We start from the raw sequence: 20,432 nt of genomic DNA, 5'->3' as shown, positions 1-20,432 counted from the left end.
CTGCCGCTCACCGGTCCGCCGAATCAGTTGAGGGAGTCTTCTTGCGCAGGAACCAGAACAGGCTGAAGGACACGGCCAGCACCGCGATCACGCCGAGCACGCCGGCCAGACCCGTGAACTTGTCGTCGCCGCCGAGCGCGTAGTCGGCGAACGTGCTGCCCGCGAACGGGTGTTCCTGCGCGTGCGCGGCGATGCCGGTGTCCTCGACCGTCTTGTCCAGACCGTCGGGGTCACCGGACGCGAAGTACGACAGGACGCCCGCGATCAGCAGGGACACCACCGCGAACCCGATGAAGAACTTCTTCACGACCGCACCTCCAGCGGCTTGCGGTTGCCCTTGAGCAGGTAGACGAGGTCGGGCCGGATCGCCGCGACCGACGTGACGGTGACGGCGGTGATCAGGCCCTCACCGATGCCGATCAGCGCGTGCAGCCCCCACATCAGCAGCGCGACCTTGCCGATCTCCACTCCCCCGACGCCGCCGATCGCGTACTCGACGATGAAACCGGTCGCGGCGACCACGGTGTTCACGAACGCCGAGACGAACGCGACGGCGGCCAGCCCGCCCTTGCCGCGCTCGGCGAGCTTGCGCAGGGCCACGGCGACCAGGAACCCGGTCGCCGTGCCGATCAGCGCCATGTTCGTGACGTTGGCGCCGATCGCGGTGAGCCCGCCGTCGGCGAACAACAACGCCTGCACCACCAGGACGATCGTCACGCACAGGGCCCCGACGTACGGGCCGACCAGAATCGCCGCGAGCGCGCCGCCGAGCAGGTGACCGGAGGCGCCGGGCAGGATCGGGAAGTTGATCATCTGGACGGCGAAGATGAACGTGGCCACCAGGCCCGCCATCGGTGCCGTGCGGTCGTCGAGGTCAGCACGAGCCTTGACCAGCGCGAAGCCGACGCCCACCGCCGCGACGGCGAGGAAGGCGATCGACACCGGCGCGTTCAGCAGACCGTCGCTCATGTGCATGGCAACAGGTGACATGAGCGATCACGCTAATTGCCGGGTGGCGGCTATGGCCAGCTGTGTGCAACAACAATTTTCAGGTAAGTACGAGTTGGTGGTCACAACGAGGTCTTCGCGCCGCGCGAGCCTGTGGTTCACGCTGCAGCGCGAGCTGGACACCAGGTGCGTCGACGAAGCTCGGTGCCGCGCGGCACCGAGGACAAGCTCCAGCGGGAGGCGGCCAACGCCTTCCGCGACGCCCTAGTCATCCGATGAATTCTGCGTAAGATCCCTTTCGCCGCCGCCACGGCACGGAGGGACGAACAGTGACAGAGCTGTCGCGTAGAACCTTTCTGTACGGGACAGGCGCGGCCGTAGGGGCTTCCGCGCTCGGCACGGGCACCTCGGTCGCGGCTCCCGCGCTCCCGGAAACATCGGGTCACAACGTCCACCGAGACGTGGTTCGTGATGCGCGCATGGAGTGGCGGAGACTGCCGAAGAACTGGGGCGACAGCCCGTTCCTCGCCAACGGTTTCCTGGGCGTGCAGGTCTACGAGGGCCGGACGCCGAACGAGCTGAAGCTCGTGCTCAGCCACTCCGAGGTGCAGGACCAGCGCGAACACTGGGAGGCCGCGATCGGCCTGTCCAGGCTGCCGATCGGGTACCTCACCCTGGCCTTCGCCGGCGCGATCACCGCCGTCGACTGGACGCTCGACCTGTGGAACGCCGAGCTCACCGGCTCGGTGACCACTACCCAGGGCAGCGCCACGTTCACGATGCTCGTGCACAACTCGCGCAGCACGTTCCTGGCGTCCGTGAAGGGCGAGGTGACCTGGGGTTTCCAGCCGTTGCAGTCGTCGACGACCCGCCAGATCCGCAGGCCCGCCGACTACACGGCCAATCCCGACCCAACACTCGGCACGGCCAATGGCGTTTCCTACGCAGCACAGCCCCTGCACGCGGGCGGTGGCTACACAACGGCCTGGCAGACCCGCAACGGCCGTTTCGCCGCCCACGTGGCGTACACACACCCTGCGGACACGCACACGTCTGACGCGATCCGCGAGGTGCGCCAGGCGTTGTCGATCCCGTTCGAGGTGCTGACGATGCAGCACCGTCGCTGGTGGAACGCCTACTACTCCAAGTCGCTGGTGTCCGTGCCGGACAAGCTCGTGCAGCGTTTCTACTGGTTGCAGCTCTACAAGATGGCCGCCGCCACCCGTGCCGACGCGCCTGTCATCACCGAGTGGGGGCCGTGGTTCCCCGAGCAGGGCAACAGCTGGACGGCCGTGTGGTGGAACCTCAACGTCCAGATCTCGTATCCGCTGGTCAACGGCTCGAACCACCACGAGCTCGACGCGGTGACGACGACGTTGAAGAGGTTCGAGCACAACCTCGAGCTGAACGTGAACCCGGCTTACCGCGACGGCAACTCGTACGCGATCTGCCACCCCGGCGACCGCACGTTGCGCTCGGGGCCGCGCTACTGCGGTGTGCCCGGAGTCGCGCCGAACGACCATACGGGCAATCTTCTGTGGGCCTGCCACAACGTGTGGCTGGGCTACCGCCACACGATGGACAAGAAGATCCTGAAGGACGTTCTGTTCCCGATCCTGACGAAGGCGGTCAACTACTACGCGCGGTTCCTCGTCGAGGGAACGGACGGCAAGCTCCATCTGCCGGAGACACGCTCACCGGAGTATGCGAACGCCACGGACACGACGTACGACCTCTCGCTGATTCGCTGGGGTGTGCGCACGTTGCTGTCTATAGAGGAGAACGCCCGTTGGCGCGACATCCTCAATCGGCTCGTGCCGTACCACCAGGGTCCGAACGGCGTGTTGATCGGACGGGACGTGTCGCTCAACGACTCGCACCGGCACTTCTCGCACCTGCTGTGGTTCTACCCGTTGCGCGAACTGACGTGGGACATGCCGGAGCACCGCGACCTGATCGCCAAGACCTTCGACCACTGGGTCTCGCGGCAGCAGCTGTGGGCGGGCTACAGCTACGGCGCCGCGTCCGCGATGGCGTCGGCGATGGGACGGCCGGAGGAGGCGCTGTCGTTCCTGCGCTACTTCCTCGACCGCAAGCAGGTCGGCACGAACGCCGTGCTGACTGAGAACTCCTTCTACCGCGAGGGCGGCAACCTCGCGATCGAGTCGCCGCTCATGTCCGGCCAGGCCGTGCTGGAGATGATGGTCCAGTCGCACAACGACGTCGTGCGCGTCTTCCCGTCCGTGTCGTCCACTTGGGCTGACGCGTCCATCTCGTCGTTGCGCACGCAAGGCGCGTTCTTGGTCGACGCGTCTCGATCCGGCGGACGCACCGACTGGGTGCAGGTCCACTCGGAGGCGGGCTCGCCGCTGGTCCTGGAGCACGGGATCGCCGGAGAGATCGACGTGCTGGACGGCTGGGGGCGCAGGCTGGAGTACAAGACGCGAGGTTCGGCGATCGAGATCCCGCTTCGCCGAGGTCAAACGGCCGTGGTCGCACGCCGCGGCACACGCCCGGACGTAGCGCCACGCGACGTGGCCTCGAACGGCTCGTCTTCCCGCTGGGGTCTGCCGTAACGTACAAATTCGAACATTCAGCGGAGGACGGGTGGGGTGTGCGGTGGACCTTCAGCACTGGCTCAACGAGGCGCTGGCCAACCACGAGAAGTGGACCGCCGAGTACGGCACCTTCACGCCCCACTCGTCACTGCAGGTCGACCCGGCGGTCTTCGGCTCGGCGCTGGCCGAGCTCCAGGACCGCCTGCGCGACAACTACCCGTTCTTCCACCCCCGCTACGCCGGCCAGATGCTCAAGCCGCCACACCCGGCGGCGGTGGTGGGCTACCTGTCCGCGATGCTGATCAACCCGAACAACCACGCCCTGGACGGCGGTCCCGCGACCGCCGCCATGGAGCGCGAGGTCGTCTCTGGCCTGGCGCACATGTTCGGGTACGGCGACGAGCACCTCGGCCACCTCACCTCCAGCGGCACGATCGCCAACCTGGAGGCGTTGTTCGTCGCCCGTTCGCTGCATCCGGACCGTGGCGTCGCGTACTCCTCCGAGGCGCACTACACGCACTCACGCATGTGCGGCGTCCTCGGAATCGAGGGTTTCCCTGTGCCCGTGGACGGCCGCGGACGTATGGACCTGGACGCCCTCGAAGAGCTTTTGCGTGGCGGCAAGGTCGGCACGGTCGTAGTCACGCCGGGAACTACCGCATTGGGTGCCATCGAACCGGTGCATCTCGTACTGGACGTAGCACGCCGCTACGACGCGCGGGTGCACGTCGACGGAGCGTACGGCGGCTTCTTCACGTTGCTGGCGGGCACAGACCTCGACGCCGCCCCGTGGGAAGCCATCGCGTCGTGCGACTCCGTGGTGGTGGACCCGCACAAGCACGGCCTACAGCCGTACGGGTGTGGCGCAGTCCTGTTCCGCGATCCGTCCGTGGGCCGCTTCTACCTCCACGACTCCCCCTACACGTACTTCACGTCCGACGAACTGCACCTGGGTGAGATCAGCCTGGAGTGCTCCCGAGCCGGAGCGGCCGCGGCAGGCCTCTGGCTGACGCTGCGGTTGCTGCCGTTGACCCGAGACGGCCTGGGCGAGGTGCTGGCGGCCGGACGGCGGGCGGCCGTGCGGTGGGCGTCGATGATCCGCGAGTCCGAGCAGCTGGAGCTCTACCAGGAGCCCGAGCTCGACATCGTCACGTACTTCCCGCGGACCAGCCCGCTGACCCTGTCGGCCGTGGACGCGGCATCGCACCGGGTGATGGAGACCGGCATGAACGCCGCCGTCGACCCGATCTTCCTGAGCGTGGCACGGGCGTCGAAGGCGGCGTTCGCGGCGCGGCACCCGCAGGTGGAGGCCGATGTGGACGGTGCGAGGGTGCTGCGCAGCGTGCTGATGAAGCCGGAGTCGGAGGACTACCTCGACACCCTCCACGCCCGAGTTCTCAGCCTGCTCTGAGCCTCACGCGGGGGCCCTTCGTACCCTCAAAACGGTACGCGGGGCCCCCGCGTGAACTTCGAAGCAGCGGGGACGGCAACGCCGAATTGGGCGACTCACCCCCGGTGAGTCGCCCAACCCGCGCTGAACATCAGCCGTGCTTGGCCCGCCGCCCGGACCGGCGCGGCGGCAGCGGCGTGTCCCCGCGCAGGTCCAACCGGCGCTGCTCACCGTTGGCCTCGAGGTGCGTCACCATGCGGCGGAGCATCTCGGCCAGCGACTGCGCTTCCGAGGACTCCAGCGGGTCGGAGACGAACACCTCTTCCTCGTTGAACTTGGGGAAGAGATCGGCCATCAGCTCTTCACCCTCAGGGGTGAGCCGAAGGACCGCGAGACGCCCGTCGGTCGGGTGACCGAGGCGCTCCAGGAGACCCCGTGACTGCAGCGTCTTGGCGACGCCGGTCAGGGTGCCCTTGGAGATCCCGGCCTCCTCGGCCACGTAGCGCGTCTCCATCTCGCCCCAGATCCACACGACCCAGAGCACGACGAAGCCGGTCCAGGTCAGATCGCTGGTGCGCAGCACCGAGTTCTCAAGGTGCTGGCGGATCGCGGTAGCGGCGCGGTGGATGTTCGACACCGCCGCCATCTGCTCGCGATGCAGCGGCACCGCACCGAGCTTGGCCTGGACGGCCTTCTCGGTCTCGGCAATCGTGTGGTGACCAGACAACTCAAAGTCTCCCGTGCTCGAGCTCAGGTGTTCCCGGCACAATACTTGCGGTTCCGAACTATGTCTGTGATGTGGTGCGAGTCGGTCCGCAACCACTTTGATCACGATCCCACATCGTGCATGATCTCGTGACAGTCGTCACCCGTCCAGTTACGGACTGTTGCCCCGTGGTGGACGATGAGTGTGGAGCACCCGACTGAGGCCAAAGGTGGTCTTTGCTCCACGGACGGGTCGATAGCGTTTGCGCCTCAACGTTATCCCCTCCGCGCCAGCGACACACTGTGCCGGAAAGGTAGTTCGACGTGGTCGGTGAACAGGTGACACGGGAACTCGCGGCAAGACTCGGCGAGGACGGGATAGACGTGGTGCGCGTCGTCTTTCCGGACCTGCTCGGCACCGACCGGGGCCGTGACGTCCTCGTACAGCATCTACCTGCGGTTACGCAGCGCGGACTGTCGTTCTGCCGGGCGGTCTACAACACCACGCCCGGTGGCAAGACCGCCGAGAACGGCGGTGTGCTCGACGCCGGGCTGCCCGACGTCATCGTGGTGCCGGACCTCGACACGCTCCTCCCGATTCCGTGGGAGCCGGGCGTGGCGTGGTGCATCGGCGACGCGGTGAGCCCCGCTGACGAAAGACCTGTGGACGAATCGCCGCGGCAGGTGCTGCGCCGGGCGGTGGAAATATTCGAGACCACCGGGCTCACCCCGGTCGTCGGTCCCGAGTTGGAATATTTCCTCTGCGAACCGGACGAAGATCGCCCGAACGGGTGGCGCCCCTACTGCGATGAGCCGGGCAACGTGTATGCGACCGGACGCAGGGGCGATTCAGACGGTCATCTGTTGAGAACTCTTCGCACACTCAGTTCGGCGGGTCTGCAAACCACCGGCGGCAACCACGAGTACGCGGGCGGGCAGTTCGAAATCAACCTCGTCCATTCGCCCGCCATGGACGCGGCCGATCGCGCGTTCCGGTTCAAGACGAGCGTCAAGGAGCTGGCCAGGAGAGAAGGCCGGCTGGCGACGTTCATGGCCAAGCCGTTCAACGACGGCGGCGGGTCCGGCTTCCACCTGCACCTCTCGTGCCACGAGAAGGACGGCCGCAACGCGTTCCAGGCGGCGGGCACCTCGCACGGGCTCAGCGACGAGGCGCGCTGGGCGATCGGCGGCATCCTCAAGCACGCCCCCGCGCTGGCCGCGCTGCTCAACCCGACGGTCAACTCGTACAAGCGGTTCGGCCCGGACTCGCTCGCGCCGTGGCTGATCGACTGGGGCCTCGACAACCGCAGCGCGATGCTGCGGGTGCCGGCCGAGCGGGGCGAGACCACCCGCCTGGAGCTGCGGCTCGGTGACGCGAGCGCCAACCCCTACCTCGGCATCGCCGGCCTGCTCGCGGCCACCTACCTGGGCATTCGCGACCGGATCGAGCCGCCGCGGCCGTCCGCGGGCTACGGCTACGACCCGTCGAAGGCCCCGACGCTGCCCGCCACGCTCCCCGACGCCCTCGCCTACCTGGAGGAGGACACGGCGATGGTCGAGGTGCTGGGCAAGGACTTCGTGCGGTCCTATGTGGACTTCAAGTGGGAGGAGGTGGCCCGGTTCCAGCGGTACGTGACCGACTGGGAGTTCACCGAATACGCGTACCACCTATAGTTCACCTGCGATGACTGCACTCACGGACCGGCTCACCTCGATCGCCGACGAAGACGAACTGTTCGACACCTTCTCCCACTGGGCCGCCGAACGCGGCCTCGCGCTGTACCCGGCGCAGGAGGAGGCGGTCATCGAACTCGTCTCCGGGGCCAACGTCATCCTCAGCACGCCCACGGGGTCCGGCAAGTCGCTGGTGGCCATCGGTGCCCACCTCGTCGCGATGGCCGGCAACCAGCGCAGCTTCTACACCGCGCCGATCAAGGCTCTGGTCTCGGAGAAGTTCTTCGCGCTGTGCGACGTGTTCGGGCCGGAGAACGTCGGCATGATGACCGGTGACGCCAGCGTCAACGACCAGGCGCCCATCATCTGCTGCACCGCGGAGATCCTCGCGAACATCGCGTTGCGCGACGGCGCCGAGGCCGACGTCGGCCAGGTCGTGATGGACGAGTTCCACTTCTACAGCGAGCCCGACCGCGGCTGGGCGTGGCAGGTGCCGCTGGTCGAGCTGCCGCAGGCGCAGTTCCTGCTGATGTCGGCGACGCTGGGCGACGTCACGTTCTTCGAGAAGGACCTGACCAGGCGCACCGGCCGGTCGACGGCGGTGGTCCGGTCGGCGCAGCGTCCGGTGCCGTTGAACTTCCAGTACGTCTCCACGCCGTTGCACGAGACGATCGAAGACCTGCTGCACGGCCGTGAGGCGCCGATCTACGTCGTGCACTTCACCCAGGCCGCGGCGCTGGAGCGCGCGCAGTCGCTGATGAGCGTCAACGTCTGCTCGAAGCCGGAGAAGGAAGCGATCGCCGGCATGATCGGCAACTTCCGCTTCTCGTCCGGCTTCGGCAAGACGCTGTCGCGGCTGGTGCGGCACGGCATCGGCGTGCACCACGCGGGCATGCTGCCCAAGTACCGCCGCCTGGTCGAGCAGCTGGCCCAGGCCGGTCTGCTGAAGGTCATCTGCGGCACGGACACCCTCGGCGTCGGCATCAACGTGCCGATCCGCACGGTCGTGTTCACCGCGCTGTCGAAGTACGACGGCACGCGGACCCGGATCCTGAAGGCGCGCGAGTTCCACCAGATCGCCGGCCGGGCGGGCCGCGCGGGCTACGACACGGTCGGCACCGTCGTCGTGCAGGCGCCCGAGCACGAGGTCGAGAACATCAAGGCGCTGGCGAAGGCGGGCGACGACCTGAAGAAGCGCCGCAAGGTCGTGCGCAAGAAGGCACCCGACGGGTTCGTGTCGTGGAGCGAGTCGACGTTCGAACGGCTCGTGGGCGCCGAACCGGAGCCGCTGACGTCGTCGTTCCAGGTCTCGCACGCGATGCTGCTGAACGTGATCGGCCGCCCCGGCGGTGGCGCGTTCCAGGCGATGCGGCACCTGCTGGAGGACAACCACGAGGACCGCCCGAAGCAGCTCAAGCACATCAAGCGCGCGCTCGCGATGTACCGGGCGCTGGTCGCGGCGGGCGTGGTGGAACGCGTGGGCGACGACTTCCGGCTGACGATGGACCTGCAGTTCAACTTCGCGCTGAACCAGCCGCTGTCGCCGTTCGCGCTGGCCGCCATCGAGCTGCTGGACCGCGAGGCACCGGGCTACGCGCTGGACGTGCTGTCCGTGATCGAGTCCACTTTGGACGATCCACGCCAGATCCTCTCCGCGCAGGAGCACAAGGCGCGCGGCGAGGCGATCGGCGCGATGAAGGCCGAAGGCATCGAGTACGACCAGCGCATGGAGCTGCTGGACGAGGTCACGTACCCGAAGCCCCTGGGCGAGCTGCTGGAGGCCGCGTTCCTGACCTACCGCCGCGGCCACCCGTGGGTCGGCGACTACTCGTTGTCCCCCAAGGGCGTCGTGCGCGACATGTACGAGCGCGCGATGACGTTCACCGAGTACGTCTCCTTCTACGGCCTGGCGCGCTCCGAGGGCCTGGTGCTGCGCTACCTCGCCGACGCCTACAAGGCGCTGTCGCAGACGGTCCCGGAAGAGGCCAAGACCGAAGAGGTGCAGGACCTGGTCTCGTGGCTCGGCGAGCTCGTCCGCCAGGTCGACTCGTCGCTGATCGACGAGTGGGAGAAGCTCACCAACCCGGACGCACCCGAGCAGGAGGTCCGCGTCGACCTGCCGCCGGCGGTGACGCGCAACGTCCGCGCGTTCCGCGTGCTGGTCCGCAACGCCCTCTTCCGCCGCGTGGAACTGGCCGCGAAGCGCGACTGGTACTCGCTCGGCGAGCTCGACCACGAGTCGGGCTGGACGGCCAAGGAGTGGATGGACGCCCTGGAGCCGTACTTCGAGGAGCACTCGGACATCGGCGCGGGCCCGAACGCGCGCGGCCCGGCGTTCCTGATCATCAACGTGGAGCGCGAGCGCTGGGTGTGCCGGCAGATCTTCGAGGACCCTGCGGGCGACAAGGACTGGGGCTTCAACGCGGAGATCGACCTGGCGGCGTCGGACGAGCTGGGCGAGGCGGCCGTGACGATCACGGACGTCGGCCGCCTCTAGCCGGTCAGAACTCCACCGGCGCCTGCAGGTCGTGGGCACGGAACAGGACGGCGTGTGAGGTCCTACGGAGATCGCCACAACACGGCGTGCGACGTGCCATCGGCGGTGTAGGCCACACCGACGGCAGAGCCCGCCGCGTTGATCGCGTAAGCCGAACTCGAGTTGCCGCCGAGCGTGCCGAGGTCGGTGATCCGCCCCTGCCGGTCCCAGCGGACGGCGTTGGTCCCGCTGTTCGTCGTCGCCGCACCGATGACGACGCCCGCGTCGTTGATCGCGACAGCCTGGCTGCTGGGCGGGTACGGCCCTGGGTTGCCCCCGAGGGTGCCGAGGTCGGTGATGCGTCCGCGCCGGTCCCACCGCACCGCGTGGTGGGCGGCGATCCCCGCCTCCGCGGTGCCGACGACCGTTCCGGCGTTGTTGATGCCCGCAGCCCAGCTGCCGCGTTGTCCTGGCAAGGAGCCGAGATCGGTGAGGACGCCTTGCCGGTTCCAGCGCGCGGCGTGAGAGGTCGCGTCGGGTCTGCTCACGATGCCGGCGACCGCACCCGCTTCGTTGATCCCGGCATTGGCGCTGGCCGTGCCACCACCACTGTCCAATGTGGTCGTCCGACCGTTCCGGTCCCAGGTCACAGGCTCTCTGGCGGACGAGTCACCAGCCGCCACCCCCGAGTTGCTGATCGCGTAGGCCCGGCTCTCGTAGCCGAGATCGGTGATCCGGCCGGTGCTGTCCCAGCGCACGCCGTGCGAGTTGGAACGGATGTTGACCGCCGATCGCCCGATGATCTCACCCACGTCGTTGATCTGGACGGCCGTGCTGCGAGAGTGACCGGGCAGTGCCCCGAGATCACTGACGCGTCCCCGCCTGTCCCAGCGCACCGCGTGGACGTCTCCGTTCGCGGTGCCGGCCTGACCCACGACCACGCCCGCGTTGTTGACCGCCATCGCGATGCTGTAGCTGCCGCCTGGAAGCGTGCCGAGGTCGACGATCCTTCCCGCCGGGTCCCACCGCACGGCGTGCGCCTGGCCGTCCGCGGCACCTGACCAACCCGCGACCGCGCCGAGGTCGTTGATCGCGACCGCCGTGCTGTAGCCGCCGCCCGGCAAGGTGCCGAGGTCGACGATCGCCGGAACCGCGTGCGCGGGTGCGGGCGTGAAGCCTGCGGCAGCGCACATGACCGCGCTCATCACGAGCGACGTCCGTCGTCTTTTCCCCAACCACGCCACCGGGACACCTCCTGCCACGAGCCGAACGCTCCGATCAGCGTCCTCCGTCCGCGGTTCTCAGCCGCAGAACCGAACGTGCCCAAACGAGGGGACCATCGACTCTGCCGAACGAGAGGTGACCGCCCGACGCGGGCGCCGGCGTCGAACAGGATCCGGCCGGCGCGAGGAGAACCGTTCGATAACGCGGTATGAACCCGAACGACTGAACTCCGGCAAAAGAGTTAATGCCGCGGCCGAGAAGTCGCTCCACCCCGAACTCAATGCCGTGATTCACGCGACCCGCGACACATCGGTTCGGCCCAACAGCCCTGGCGCCACCTGGTCTACCAGGCACGACCAGCGAAATGCGGTAATTTCAGTTTCAACTACAGGCCACGCCAGTTGAGACGAGCACCTGTTGAGACGGAATGCGCGCGTGATTGACCGTGTGCTGAAGGTCCGGCAACATCATTGTGCCGGCCCTCAGCGGTCGAGATATGGTGTTGCGCCGTGGGGGAAATGTTCGCACTCGTCCTCACCCTCTGGCGCGCACGACGGGAGGATTGAAGTGGACCCGGCACTGGACGCGCTGCGCGACCGGCTGGCGGAGATCATCGCGTCGCCGCCCGAGAACACCGACGAGCTCGTCACGGCGTTGAGCAGTCTCGCCAAGCTCTCGAACCAGTGGTCCGAGGCCATCCAGGCGTTGCGCGCGCCGACACGCCGGCTCGTCGGGCCCGCTGCGGCCGCGTCGGTGAGCGTGGCCGCGCGGCGGGCCGAGGAGTCGTTCATCGAGCTGGAGATCACGCTCGGTGACGCCCTGGCGGCCCAGCCGAGGGCCGTGCGCCAGCACTGACGTCAGATCGGCCGTGGCGGTTTCCGTCTGCCATCCGAGACGCACCCGTTCGGCGGGTTTCCGCACGTCCTCCGCCTGACGGATGATGCGGCCGATCGGGCTCGGCGGGCGGAAGGGGTACGGCCGTGCACACTTCGGGCTACCAGACCCCCGAGGCGGGTCACCCTCCGTGAAGGGGCATGATCGCGTATCCGACGCCCTCGGCTCACCAGGCGCGCGATGACCGAGCGTGGTCTAATCGCCGCCACGTGAGGATCGGCCGTACACAGTTTGGACTCGATCTCGAATGACCTCAGGTCTGCCCTGCCCCGTCTGCGAGGGGCCGGATCGACGTGGCAGCCTCGAGCGCTCCCTCCGGGTGCTCGCCGTCGACGACGAGGCACCCGCGCTGGAAGACCTCGTGTACCTGTTGCGCTGCGATCCGCGCATTGCTCACGTCGAGGCGGTCACCGACGCCACGAAGGCGCTTCGGGTGTTGCACCGCGCGATGGACGCCGGGCAGCCGTTGGACGCGGTGTTCCTCGACATCCGCATGCCGGGGCTGGACGGTCTCGACCTCGCCCGCGTGCTCTCGCGGTTCGCTCAGCCGCCGCCCGTGGTGTTCGTGACGGCGCACCAGCAGCCCGCCGTGGAGGCGTTCGAGCTCAAGGCGCTCGACTACCTGCTCAAGCCGGTGCGGCCCGAACGGCTCGCCGAGTCCGTGCACCGCATCGTCCACGAGGTCTGGGACTCCAAGAACGCGTCGGAGCCCACCACGCCCACTCCCGCGCAGCCCGCCAACGCGACGCCGCCGGAGATGGGTGACGAGGTCATCCCCGTCGAGCTCGGTGGCGTCACGCGCTTCATCCGCCTCGCCGACATCCGGTACGTGGAGGCGCACGGCGACTACGCCCGCCTGCACACCGCGACCGGCAGCGGGCTCGTGCGCGCGGCGTTGAACGGGCTCGAGGAACGCTGGCGCAGCGCGGGGTTCGTGCGCATCCACCGCAGCCACCTCGTGTCGCTCGGCCACATCGACGAGCTGCGGCTCGAGGAAGGGCACCTGAGCGTCACGATCGGCGGCGCGGTGCTGCCCGTGAGCCGCCGGCACGCGCGGCACCTGCGGCAGCTGCTCGTGCGGCGCGCCCGGCCGACTCCCGTGTCCGGTGCGGCGCCCGCCGGTGCCGTGCAACCGAGGAACGGGCTCGGGTCGTGACCACGCCACCACCACCGCAGAAACCGACCCAGCGCGTGGTGGTGACGAGCCCGCGCACGCGGGCACCCCGCGCGCGGCGCCCGTACTCGGGCACGCGCGAGATCAACGAGCAGAGCGAGCTCGGTGCCGTCTACATGCGGACGCTGATCCGGGCGCAACGGCGGCTGGGTCTGTCGGTGTGCCTGGTGACGTGCGGGGCGCTCGGCGTGCTGCCCCTGCTGTTCGCGATCGACCCGGAGCTCGGGAAGGTCCGCGTGCTCGGGCTCGGGCTGCCGTGGTTCCTGCTGTGCGTGGCGACGTTCCCGATGCTCCTGCTGGCCGGCTGGTTCTACGTGCGGCAGGCCGAACGCAGTGAGCGCGAGTTCGCGGAGCTGGTCGAACGTCCATGACGAGTGGGTACGCCATCGTGGCGGTGCTGGTCGTCGCACTGGGCGCGATCCTGGTCGGGACCTACGGGCTGCGCGTCTCCCGCACCACGTCCGACTTCTACGTCGCCTCGCGCACGGTCTCCCCTTGGTGGAACGCCTCCGCGATCGGCGGCGAGTACCTTTCGGCGGCGTCGTTCGTCGGCATCGCCGGGCTGATCTTCGCCTACGGGCCGGACATGCTGTGGTTCCCCGTCGGCTACACCGCGGGGTACCTGGTGCTGCTGACGATGGTCGCGGCGCCGTTGCGACGGTCCGGCGCCTACACGCTGCCGGACTTCGCCGAAGCCCGCTTCCGCTCCCGGGTCGTGCGCGGGGTCGCGTCGGTGCTGGCACTCGCGATCGGCTGGCTGTACCTGTTGCCGCAGCTGCAAGGCGCCGGTCTGACGCTGAACACGGTGACCGGCGCGCCGAACTGGGTGGGCGCGCTGGTCGTCACGGTCGTCGTGACGGTGAACGTGATGGCAGGCGGGATGCGGTCGATCACGTTCGTGCAGGCGTTCCAGTACTGGCTCAAGCTCACCGCGATCACCGTGCCGATCGTGTTCCTGATCGTGGCGTGGCAGGTGCACGGCGCGAAGTCGCTGACCGAGCCGAAGTACCCGGTGTTCCCGGCGGAGACCAGGGTCACGTTCAGCCACCAGACGGTGATCCACGCCGAGCAGTCGATCTTCATCGAGGGCACGGGCGAGATCGACGGCACGCGCGTCGAGAACGTCGGCTTCACGCTGACCGACGGCTACCACCGCATCGGGCAGGGCTCGGAGTTCACGTTCCCCGAGGGCGCTCCCGTGCCGCACATGTCCACAATGGACCACAACACCAACGAGACGTGGTCGCTGCCGATGTCCAGCGGCGCCGACTTCCCGTTGTACGGCGCCTATTCGCTCATCATCGCGACGTTCCTGGGCACCATGGGCCTGCCGCACGTGATCGTGCGCTTCTACACCAACCCGAACGGCACGGCCGCGCGCCGCACGACGTTGATCGTGCTCGGGTTGCTGTCCGTCTTCTACCTGATGCCCCCGATGTACGGCGCTCTCGGCCGGCTCTACACGCCCGAGCTGCTGATGACCGGCCAGACCGACGCCGTGGTGCTGGTGCTGCCGACCCGCATGATCGAGGGCATCGGCGGCCAGCTGCTCGGCGCGCTGGTGGCGGGCGGCGCGTTCGCGGCATTCCTGTCGACGTCGTCCGGTCTGGTCGTGTCGCTGGCGGGTGTGCTGTCGCAGGACGTGCTGCGGCTCGGCGGCGTGCGCGGGTTCCGGATCTCCACGATGCTCGCGGGCCTCGTGCCGCTCGCGATGACGTTCGTGGCGACGGGGATGCCGGTCGCGGACATGGTCGGGCTGGCGTTCGCGGTCGCGGCGTCCTCGTTGTGCCCGTTGCTGATGCTGGGCATCTGGTCGTCGCGGATCACGACGATCGGTGCCATCGCGGGCATGCTCGCGGGCGGCGTGCCCGCGCTGACCGCCGGCCTCGTCACGATGTTCACCGACACCGGCGACGCCTGGTACGAGGTGCTGCTCTCGCGACCTGCCGCGTGGACGGTGCCGCTGGGCTTCACGGTCATGTACGTCGTCTCCCTGCTCACCCAGCGGCACGTGCCACCGGGCGTGCAGCGCACGATGGTCAAGCTCCACGCGCCCGAGAACCTCGGGCTGGACGGCGCGGGCGCCTCGGACGAGCGAAGCTAGAGGTGTTGTGAAATGCAGGACTTCCTCACCGCCGCCGCGATCCTGGTCGTGGGCGGAGCGGCCGTGCTGGTGCTGTGGCGGGGCACGCGCAGCAGGCAGTCGCTCTCGACCGAGGCCCAGCGCGTCACCTACGAGACCCTGCACACCGCCTGGTCCGCGGCACCGCCGTTGCGCGCGGGCCTGGTGCCCGACGCGGCGAAGAAGTCCGCGCGGCACCTGCGGACGTTGCTCGACACCCCGGCTCTCGCGCTGACCGACGAGACGGAGGTCGTGGCGTGGGAAGGCGTGTCCGAGCACCACGCCGCCGAGGCCATGGCCCAGGCCGAGGACGTGTTCCTCACCGGGCGCACCCAGGCGTTCGACATCGGCTGCACCGAACCGAACTGCCCGATCAACTGCGCGGTGGTGGCGCCGCTGACCGTCGAGGGGCGGGTGGTCGGCACGCTGGCGGCGTACTCGCGGGAGGCGTCGGCGGGCCTGGTGCGCGCGACGAACCAGGTGGCGCGGTGGGCGGCCGGGCAGCTGGAGCTCGCGGAGCTGGACCGGTCGCGGACCCGGCTGGTGGAGGCCGAGGTGCGTGCCCTCCGCGCGCAGATCTCGCCGCACTTCATCTACAACTCGTTGTCCGCCATCGCTTCCTACGTGCGCACGAACCCGGAGCGCGCACGGACGCTGCTGCTCGACTTCGCGGACTTCACCCGCTACTCGTTCCGGCGGCACGGCGACTTCACGACGCTGGCCGAGGAGCTGCGGTCGATCGACCAGTACCTCGCGCTGGAACGGGCGCGGTTCGGCGAACGGCTGAAGGTGACGTTGCAGGTGGCGCCGGAGGTGTTGCCGGTGACCGTGCCGTTCCTGTGCCTGCAACCGCTGGTGGAGAACGCCGTGCGGCACGGGATGGAGGGCAAGATCGAGCCCGGCCACATCCAGATCTACGCCAACGACAGCGGTGCCGAAGCGCAGATCACCATCGAGGACGACGGCATCGGGATGGACCCGGAGAAGCTGCGGCGCACGCTGGCCGGGCAGGTCGACGAGTCGGCGGGGATCGGGCTCGGGAACATCGACGAGCGGCTGCGGCGGGTCTACGGCGACGAGTACGGGCTCGTGGTGGAGACGGCGTGCGGGCTCGGCACGAAGATCACGGTGCGGGTGCCGAAGTACCAGGCGGGGATCAACGGCATGTGAGGCACCGGGGCCACCCTTCCTCGTGGTGGCCCCGGCGCACCCCCAGAATCCTCAGCCGGCGGCCTTCGCGGCACGACGGTCCGCCGCGTCCAGCACCGCGCGGACCCAGTCGAGCTCGTCGGTGCCGCACGCGCCCTCGGCCATCGCGCGCCGCAGCCGGACCCAGAGGCCCAGGTCGGTCCACTCCTGGAACCGCCGGTGCACGGTCGGCACGGTCACGCCGAACGACGCGGGCAGGTGTCGCCACGCGCAGCCGGAGGACAGGACGAACACGATCGCCGTGAACACCGAACGGTTGCACACGCGGCCGCGGCCACCGCCCTGGCGGCGGACCTTGGCGGGCGGGATCAGCGGCTCGACCACGGCCCACAGGTTGGGCGAGACGAGGCGCGCCGAGAGCTGGTCGATGACGTCACCGCGGCCGGGGTCGCTGGTCTCGGGCCACGCGCCGGCGCGCATCCAGGCGTCCTGGCGCGGTGCGGCGTCGGCGAGGCGCGCGTCCTGGCGGGCGGACTCGGCGCGCTGACGGGAGCGGAGCAGGGTGGCCAGGGCGGTGTCCTCGGCCGTGGTGCGGCGCTGCGGGACTGCGTAGGCCTGCTGCTGAGCGTGGCGGGTGATCTCGGCGCCGACGGTGCGGCGGAACGACGGGTTCGCCGCCAGGCGCGGGTCCACCGGCTGGCCGTAGCGGACCGGGACCTGGCCCTGACGCGGCGGGACGGTTCGTGGGGGCACCTGACGCGGCGGGACCTGCCTCGCGAGGCGCGGGTCCGGGGTGCGTGCGAACTGTGACTCGGTCATGGTGTGGTCCTCCGCCAGGACTTTTCCGTCAGGTGACAGCGCTCACAGTAAGAAGGTGTTCAGAAAACAGGTAAGGAGGTAGGCCATGAAAGGCGGTGAGCGGACGTACCACGGCGGTGCGCGGCTCGCCCTGTTGAGACGAGTGGTGCACGGTCTGCGACGAACGGATAACCGGTCGTGGCACTTGTCCCACTATCGAGTGGCCGATTGGGCGATGATGATCGAGTCGTTGACGCGCGAAGTACCGTTCGACTGTGAAGCTTTTGGCCACCAGCGACCTGCACGTCTCCTACCAGGACAACCGGCAGGTGGTTGAGGCGATCGCTCCGCCGGACCCGGACGACTGGCTGATCATCGCCGGGGACATCGGCGAGAAGTTCGCGGACATCGAGTGGACCCTCGCGACGCTGCGCCCGAAGTTCGGCCGGCTCATCTGGTCACCGGGCAACCACGAGCTCTGGACCACCAAGGACGACCCGAACCAGGCTCGCGGCGAGATGCGCTACAAGCAGCTCGTGGAGCTCTGCCGCAGCCTGGGCGTGATCACCCCCGAGGATCCGTACGTCACGTTCCCCGGCCCTCAGGGACCGGTCACTGTCTGTCCACTGTTCCTCGGCTACGACTACTCCTTTTGGCCACAGGGTGCCACGGACGTGAAGTCGGCGCTCGCCATCGCGCACGAGGCCGGGGTGGTGTGCACGGACGAGTACTTCCTGCACCACGACCCGTACCCGTCGCGTGAGGCCTGGTGCGAGGCCCGCGTCCAGGAGACCGAAGAACGCCTGGAAGCGGTCAGCGGCCCCACCGTGCTGATCAACCACTACCCGCTGGTGCGCGACCCCACGTTCGTGCTGCGCTACCCGGAGTTCGCGCTCTGGTGCGGCACGGCGCTGACCGCCGACTGGCACCGCAGGTTCAACGCCGTCGAGATGGTCTACGGCCACCTGCACATCCCCCGCACGACGCACTACGACGGCGTGCGCTTCGACGAGGTCTCGCTCGGCTACCCGCGCGAGTGGAAACCGCGCGGCACCACACAGGTGAAGCTGCACGACGTCCTGCGGGAGTCATAAGTGCTGGAACAGCTACTTCCCCCGCCCATCGCGGCGGTGGAGCGGTACAACGACGAGCAGCCGGCCGAGCTCTTCCCCGAGGAGGAGGCGCTGCTCGGCAACGCGGTGCCCAAACGCCGGAACGAGTTCGGCACGGCCCGCGCGTGCGCCCGCGACGCCATGCGGCTGCTCGGCGTCGAACCGGCCGCGATCCTGCCCGGCCCGAAGCGCGAGCCGCTGTGGCCGGACGGCGTCGTCGGCAGCCTGACGCACTGCTCGGGATACCGGGCCGCGGCACTGGCGCACCAGCGGGACTTCCAGACCATCGGCATCGACGCCGAGCCGCACGCCCCCGCCCCCGACGGCGTGCTCGGGGCCATCGCGATCCCGGCGGAGCTCGACCGGATGCCAGGGCTGAAGGCCGAGGACCCGAAGATCTGCTGGGACCGGCTGCTGTTCAGCGCGAAGGAGTCCACCTACAAGGCGTGGTACCCCGTCACGCGGCGGTGGCTGGGCTTCGAGGACGCCGACATCACGCTGAGCGCCGACGGCACGTTCCACTCGCGCATCCTGCTGCCGGACAGCCCTGTGGCCGGGTTCGACGGCCGCTGGCTCGTGCAGGGAGACGTCCTCGTCACCGCCATCGCCGTCCCGCAACGAGAGACACGGCTGTCGGATTGATCAACCATGGTGCACAGTGGTGAGCTGAACCCCCGACCTGCGGGAGGCCGCCATGGGCGAGGACGTCGCGAAGCACGAGTTCACGCGCGAGGACCGCACCCGGTACCGCACGAAGGTGCGGCGGTGCCTGGACGTGTTCGCCAGGATGCTGCGTGAGGCGCGGTTCGACTTCGAGAGGCCGATGACCGGCCTGGAGATCGAGATCAACCTCATCGACGAGCACGGCGACCCGGCGATGAAGAACCACGAGGCGCTCGAGGTCATCGACGACCCGGACTTCGTGACCGAGCTCGGCCAGTGGAACATCGAGATCAACGTGGCTCCGCGCCGGCTCGCGGGCGGCGGCATCACGTCGTTCGAGGAGACGGTCCGGCGCAGCCTCAACTCCGCCGAGGAGAAGGCGCGCGAGATCGGCGCGCACATGGTCATCAACGGCATCCTGCCGACCCTGCGCAGCAAGCACGTCACGCCGGACCAGCTGTCGAGCAACCCCCGGTACGCGCTGCTCAACGAGCAGGTGCTGGCCGCGCGCGGCGAGGACCTCCAGATCTCCATCGACGGCGTGGAGCGGCTGCACCTGACCGCCAGCTCGATCGTCCCCGAGGCGGCCTGCACCAGCACACAGCTGCACCTGCAGGTGTCGCCGGAGCAGTTCCCCGCCTACTGGAACGCCGCCCAGGCCATCGCGGGCGTGCAGGTGGCGATCGGCGCGAACTCGCCGTTCTTCCTCGGCAAGGAGCTGTGGCGCGAGACGCGGATCGCGTTGTTCCAGCAGGCGACCGACACTCGCGGCGACGAGCTGAAGGCCCAGGGCGTGCGTCCGCGGGTGTGGTTCGGTGAGCGGTGGATCAACTCGATCTTCGACCTGTTCGAGGAGAACGTCCGCTACTTCCCCGCGCTGCTGCCGATCTGCGACGAGGAGGACCCGCTCGCCGTGCTCGACCACGGCGACACCCCGGCGTTGAGCGAGCTGAAGCTGCACAACGGCACCATCTACCGCTGGAACCGGCCGGTGTACGACGTGGTGCGCGACCGTCCGCACCTGCGCGTCGAGAACCGCGTCCTGCCCGCCGGTCCCACGATCGTCGACACGCTCGCCAACGGCGCCCTCTACTTCGGACTCGTGCGGGCGCTGGCCGAGGACGAACGTCCATTGTGGTCGCAGATGAGCTTCCAGGCCGCCGAGGAGAACTTCAACGCCGCCTCGCGCAACGGCATGGACGCGCAGATGTACTGGCCGGGCGTGGGCACCGTGCCGGTCGTGGAGCTGGTGCTGCGCCGGTTGCTGCCGCTCGCGCACGAAGGGCTCATCCGGTGGGGCGTCGACTCGGCGGAGCGGGACCGTTTACTGGGCGTCATCGAACAGCGCTGCCTCACCGGCGTGAACGGCGCGACCTGGCAGGCACGCGAGTTCCACCGGCACTACGACCACAGCGGCCTGGACCGCGCCGACGCTCTCCGCGCCATGCTCCGCTCCTACGTGGATCTGATGCACGCCAACGAGCCCGTGCACACCTGGCCGCTGAGCCCGTGATGAAGGGCGCCTTCATCCACTTGAGGTGGATG

The 20,432-nt window shown here is 68.9% G+C and carries 16 protein-coding genes and 1 pseudogene; 12 read left to right on the top strand and 5 right to left on the bottom strand.

Annotated features, from left to right (window positions below; translation table 11 throughout):
* Nucleotides 1-7: 7 nt before the first annotated feature.
* Both AOM45_RS48235 and AOM45_RS48230 read right to left on the bottom strand, forming a co-directional pair.
* On the bottom strand, nt 8-307 hold the full coding sequence (locus AOM45_RS48235) for a PDGLE domain-containing protein (protein WP_030474055.1): 300 nt from the start codon (nt 305-307) through the stop codon (nt 8-10).
* Nucleotides 304-990, bottom strand: coding sequence for an energy-coupling factor ABC transporter permease (locus AOM45_RS48230; RefSeq protein WP_030474056.1), 687 nt, complete (start codon nt 988-990; stop codon nt 304-306). Before AOM45_RS48230 ends, AOM45_RS48235 begins: the two co-directional genes overlap by 4 nt.
* A 437-nt stretch (nt 991-1,427) precedes the next feature.
* Here AOM45_RS48230 and AOM45_RS48225 point away from each other — a divergent pair, with 437 nt between their 5' ends.
* Both AOM45_RS48225 and AOM45_RS48220 read left to right on the top strand, forming a co-directional pair.
* Nucleotides 1,428-3,524: a glycosyl hydrolase family 95 catalytic domain-containing protein gene (locus tag AOM45_RS48225; RefSeq protein ID WP_236704111.1), complete on the top strand. Its 2,097-nt coding sequence runs from the start codon at nt 1,428-1,430 to the stop codon at nt 3,522-3,524.
* Between the two features lie 43 nt (nt 3,525-3,567).
* Nucleotides 3,568-4,917 (top strand): pyridoxal phosphate-dependent decarboxylase family protein, encoded by a 1,350-nt coding sequence (locus AOM45_RS48220; protein ID WP_030474058.1) that lies wholly within the window; start codon nt 3,568-3,570, stop codon nt 4,915-4,917.
* A gap of 130 nt (nt 4,918-5,047) precedes the next feature.
* On the opposite strand, the gene AOM45_RS48215 is transcribed toward AOM45_RS48220, so the two are convergent.
* Complete coding sequence (locus AOM45_RS48215; protein ID WP_030474059.1) at nt 5,048-5,623, bottom strand: MarR family winged helix-turn-helix transcriptional regulator; 576 nt, start codon at nt 5,621-5,623, stop codon at nt 5,048-5,050.
* A 317-nt stretch (nt 5,624-5,940) separates the two neighbouring features.
* Here AOM45_RS48215 and AOM45_RS48210 point away from each other — a divergent pair, with 317 nt between their 5' ends.
* Both AOM45_RS48210 and AOM45_RS48205 read left to right on the top strand, forming a co-directional pair.
* Nucleotides 5,941-7,275, top strand: a complete 1,335-nt coding sequence (locus AOM45_RS48210) for a glutamine synthetase family protein (RefSeq protein WP_030474060.1) — start codon at nt 5,941-5,943, stop codon at nt 7,273-7,275.
* 10 nt (nt 7,276-7,285) lie between these two features.
* Nucleotides 7,286-9,772: a DEAD/DEAH box helicase gene (locus AOM45_RS48205; RefSeq protein ID WP_030474061.1), complete on the top strand. Its 2,487-nt coding sequence runs from the start codon at nt 7,286-7,288 to the stop codon at nt 9,770-9,772.
* Between the two features lie 62 nt (nt 9,773-9,834).
* Here AOM45_RS48205 and AOM45_RS48200 read toward each other — a convergent pair whose 3' ends face one another.
* Entirely contained in the window at nt 9,835-10,995 is a 1,161-nt protein-coding gene (locus AOM45_RS48200; RefSeq protein WP_156094479.1) for a hypothetical protein, read from the bottom strand.
* Between the two features lie 547 nt (nt 10,996-11,542).
* On the opposite strand from AOM45_RS48200, the gene AOM45_RS48195 reads away from it, so the two are divergent.
* From AOM45_RS48195 to AOM45_RS48175, 5 genes are all read left to right on the top strand, one after another.
* Complete coding sequence (locus AOM45_RS48195) at nt 11,543-11,830, top strand: hypothetical protein (protein WP_051784833.1); 288 nt, start codon at nt 11,543-11,545, stop codon at nt 11,828-11,830.
* 286 nt (nt 11,831-12,116) lie between these two features.
* Nucleotides 12,117-13,025 carry a LytR/AlgR family response regulator transcription factor gene (locus tag AOM45_RS48190; protein WP_081902841.1) on the top strand — a complete coding sequence of 303 codons (909 nt, stop codon included), beginning with the start codon at nt 12,117-12,119 and terminating at the stop codon, nt 13,023-13,025.
* Entirely contained in the window at nt 13,022-13,414 is a 393-nt protein-coding gene (locus tag AOM45_RS48185) for a DUF485 domain-containing protein (protein ID WP_030474065.1), read from the top strand. The genes AOM45_RS48190 and AOM45_RS48185 overlap by 4 nt, the downstream gene beginning before the upstream one ends.
* Nucleotides 13,411-15,147, top strand: a complete 1,737-nt coding sequence (locus AOM45_RS48180; protein ID WP_030474066.1) for a sodium/solute symporter — start codon at nt 13,411-13,413, stop codon at nt 15,145-15,147. Before AOM45_RS48185 ends, AOM45_RS48180 begins: the two co-directional genes overlap by 4 nt.
* A gap of 12 nt (nt 15,148-15,159) precedes the next feature.
* Nucleotides 15,160-16,335, top strand: coding sequence for a sensor histidine kinase (locus tag AOM45_RS48175; RefSeq protein ID WP_030474067.1), 1,176 nt, complete (start codon nt 15,160-15,162; stop codon nt 16,333-16,335).
* A 63-nt stretch (nt 16,336-16,398) separates the two neighbouring features.
* On the opposite strand, the pseudogene AOM45_RS53375 reads toward AOM45_RS48175, so the two are convergent.
* A pseudogene (locus AOM45_RS53375) lies at nt 16,399-16,794 on the bottom strand (transposase); the annotation flags it as partial.
* A gap of 593 nt (nt 16,795-17,387) precedes the next feature.
* Here AOM45_RS53375 and AOM45_RS52590 point away from each other — a divergent pair.
* The 3 genes from AOM45_RS52590 to AOM45_RS48155 are packed head-to-tail and all read left to right on the top strand — an operon-like array spanning nt 17,388 to nt 20,400.
* Nucleotides 17,388-18,206, top strand: coding sequence for a metallophosphoesterase family protein (locus AOM45_RS52590; protein ID WP_035914075.1), 819 nt, complete (start codon nt 17,388-17,390; stop codon nt 18,204-18,206).
* The gene (locus AOM45_RS52585) at nt 18,207-18,866 is read left to right on the top strand and encodes a 4'-phosphopantetheinyl transferase family protein (protein ID WP_030474070.1); all 660 of its coding nucleotides are present in this window, start codon (nt 18,207-18,209) and stop codon (nt 18,864-18,866) included.
* Nucleotides 18,867-18,918: 52 nt separating this feature from the next.
* Entirely contained in the window at nt 18,919-20,400 is a 1,482-nt protein-coding gene (locus AOM45_RS48155; RefSeq protein WP_030474071.1) for a glutamate-cysteine ligase family protein, read from the top strand.
* Nucleotides 20,401-20,432: the final 32 nt, after the last annotated feature.

It is taken from the genome of Lentzea aerocolonigenes (assembly GCF_000974445.1).
GTDB lineage: Bacteria > Actinomycetota > Actinomycetes > Mycobacteriales > Pseudonocardiaceae > Lentzea > Lentzea aerocolonigenes.
Note: the sequence above shows the minus strand (reverse complement) of the source record. Positions and strands in the feature narration are given on the sequence as shown.

Coding starts and splice junctions, on each gene's coding strand:
- AOM45_RS48190 (WP_081902841.1), top strand. CDS start 12,117: ATGACCTCAGGTCTGCCCTGCCCCGTCTGCGAGGGGCCGGATCGACGT.
- AOM45_RS48180 (WP_030474066.1), top strand. CDS start 13,411: ATGACGAGTGGGTACGCCATCGTGGCGGTGCTGGTCGTCGCACTGGGC.
- AOM45_RS48230 (WP_030474056.1), bottom strand. CDS start 990: ATGTCACCTGTTGCCATGCACATGAGCGACGGTCTGCTGAACGCGCCG.
- AOM45_RS48155 (WP_030474071.1), top strand. CDS start 18,919: ATGGGCGAGGACGTCGCGAAGCACGAGTTCACGCGCGAGGACCGCACC.
- AOM45_RS48205 (WP_030474061.1), top strand. CDS start 7,286: ATGACTGCACTCACGGACCGGCTCACCTCGATCGCCGACGAAGACGAA.
- AOM45_RS48175 (WP_030474067.1), top strand. CDS start 15,160: ATGCAGGACTTCCTCACCGCCGCCGCGATCCTGGTCGTGGGCGGAGCG.
- AOM45_RS48225 (WP_236704111.1), top strand. CDS start 1,428: ATGGAGTGGCGGAGACTGCCGAAGAACTGGGGCGACAGCCCGTTCCTC.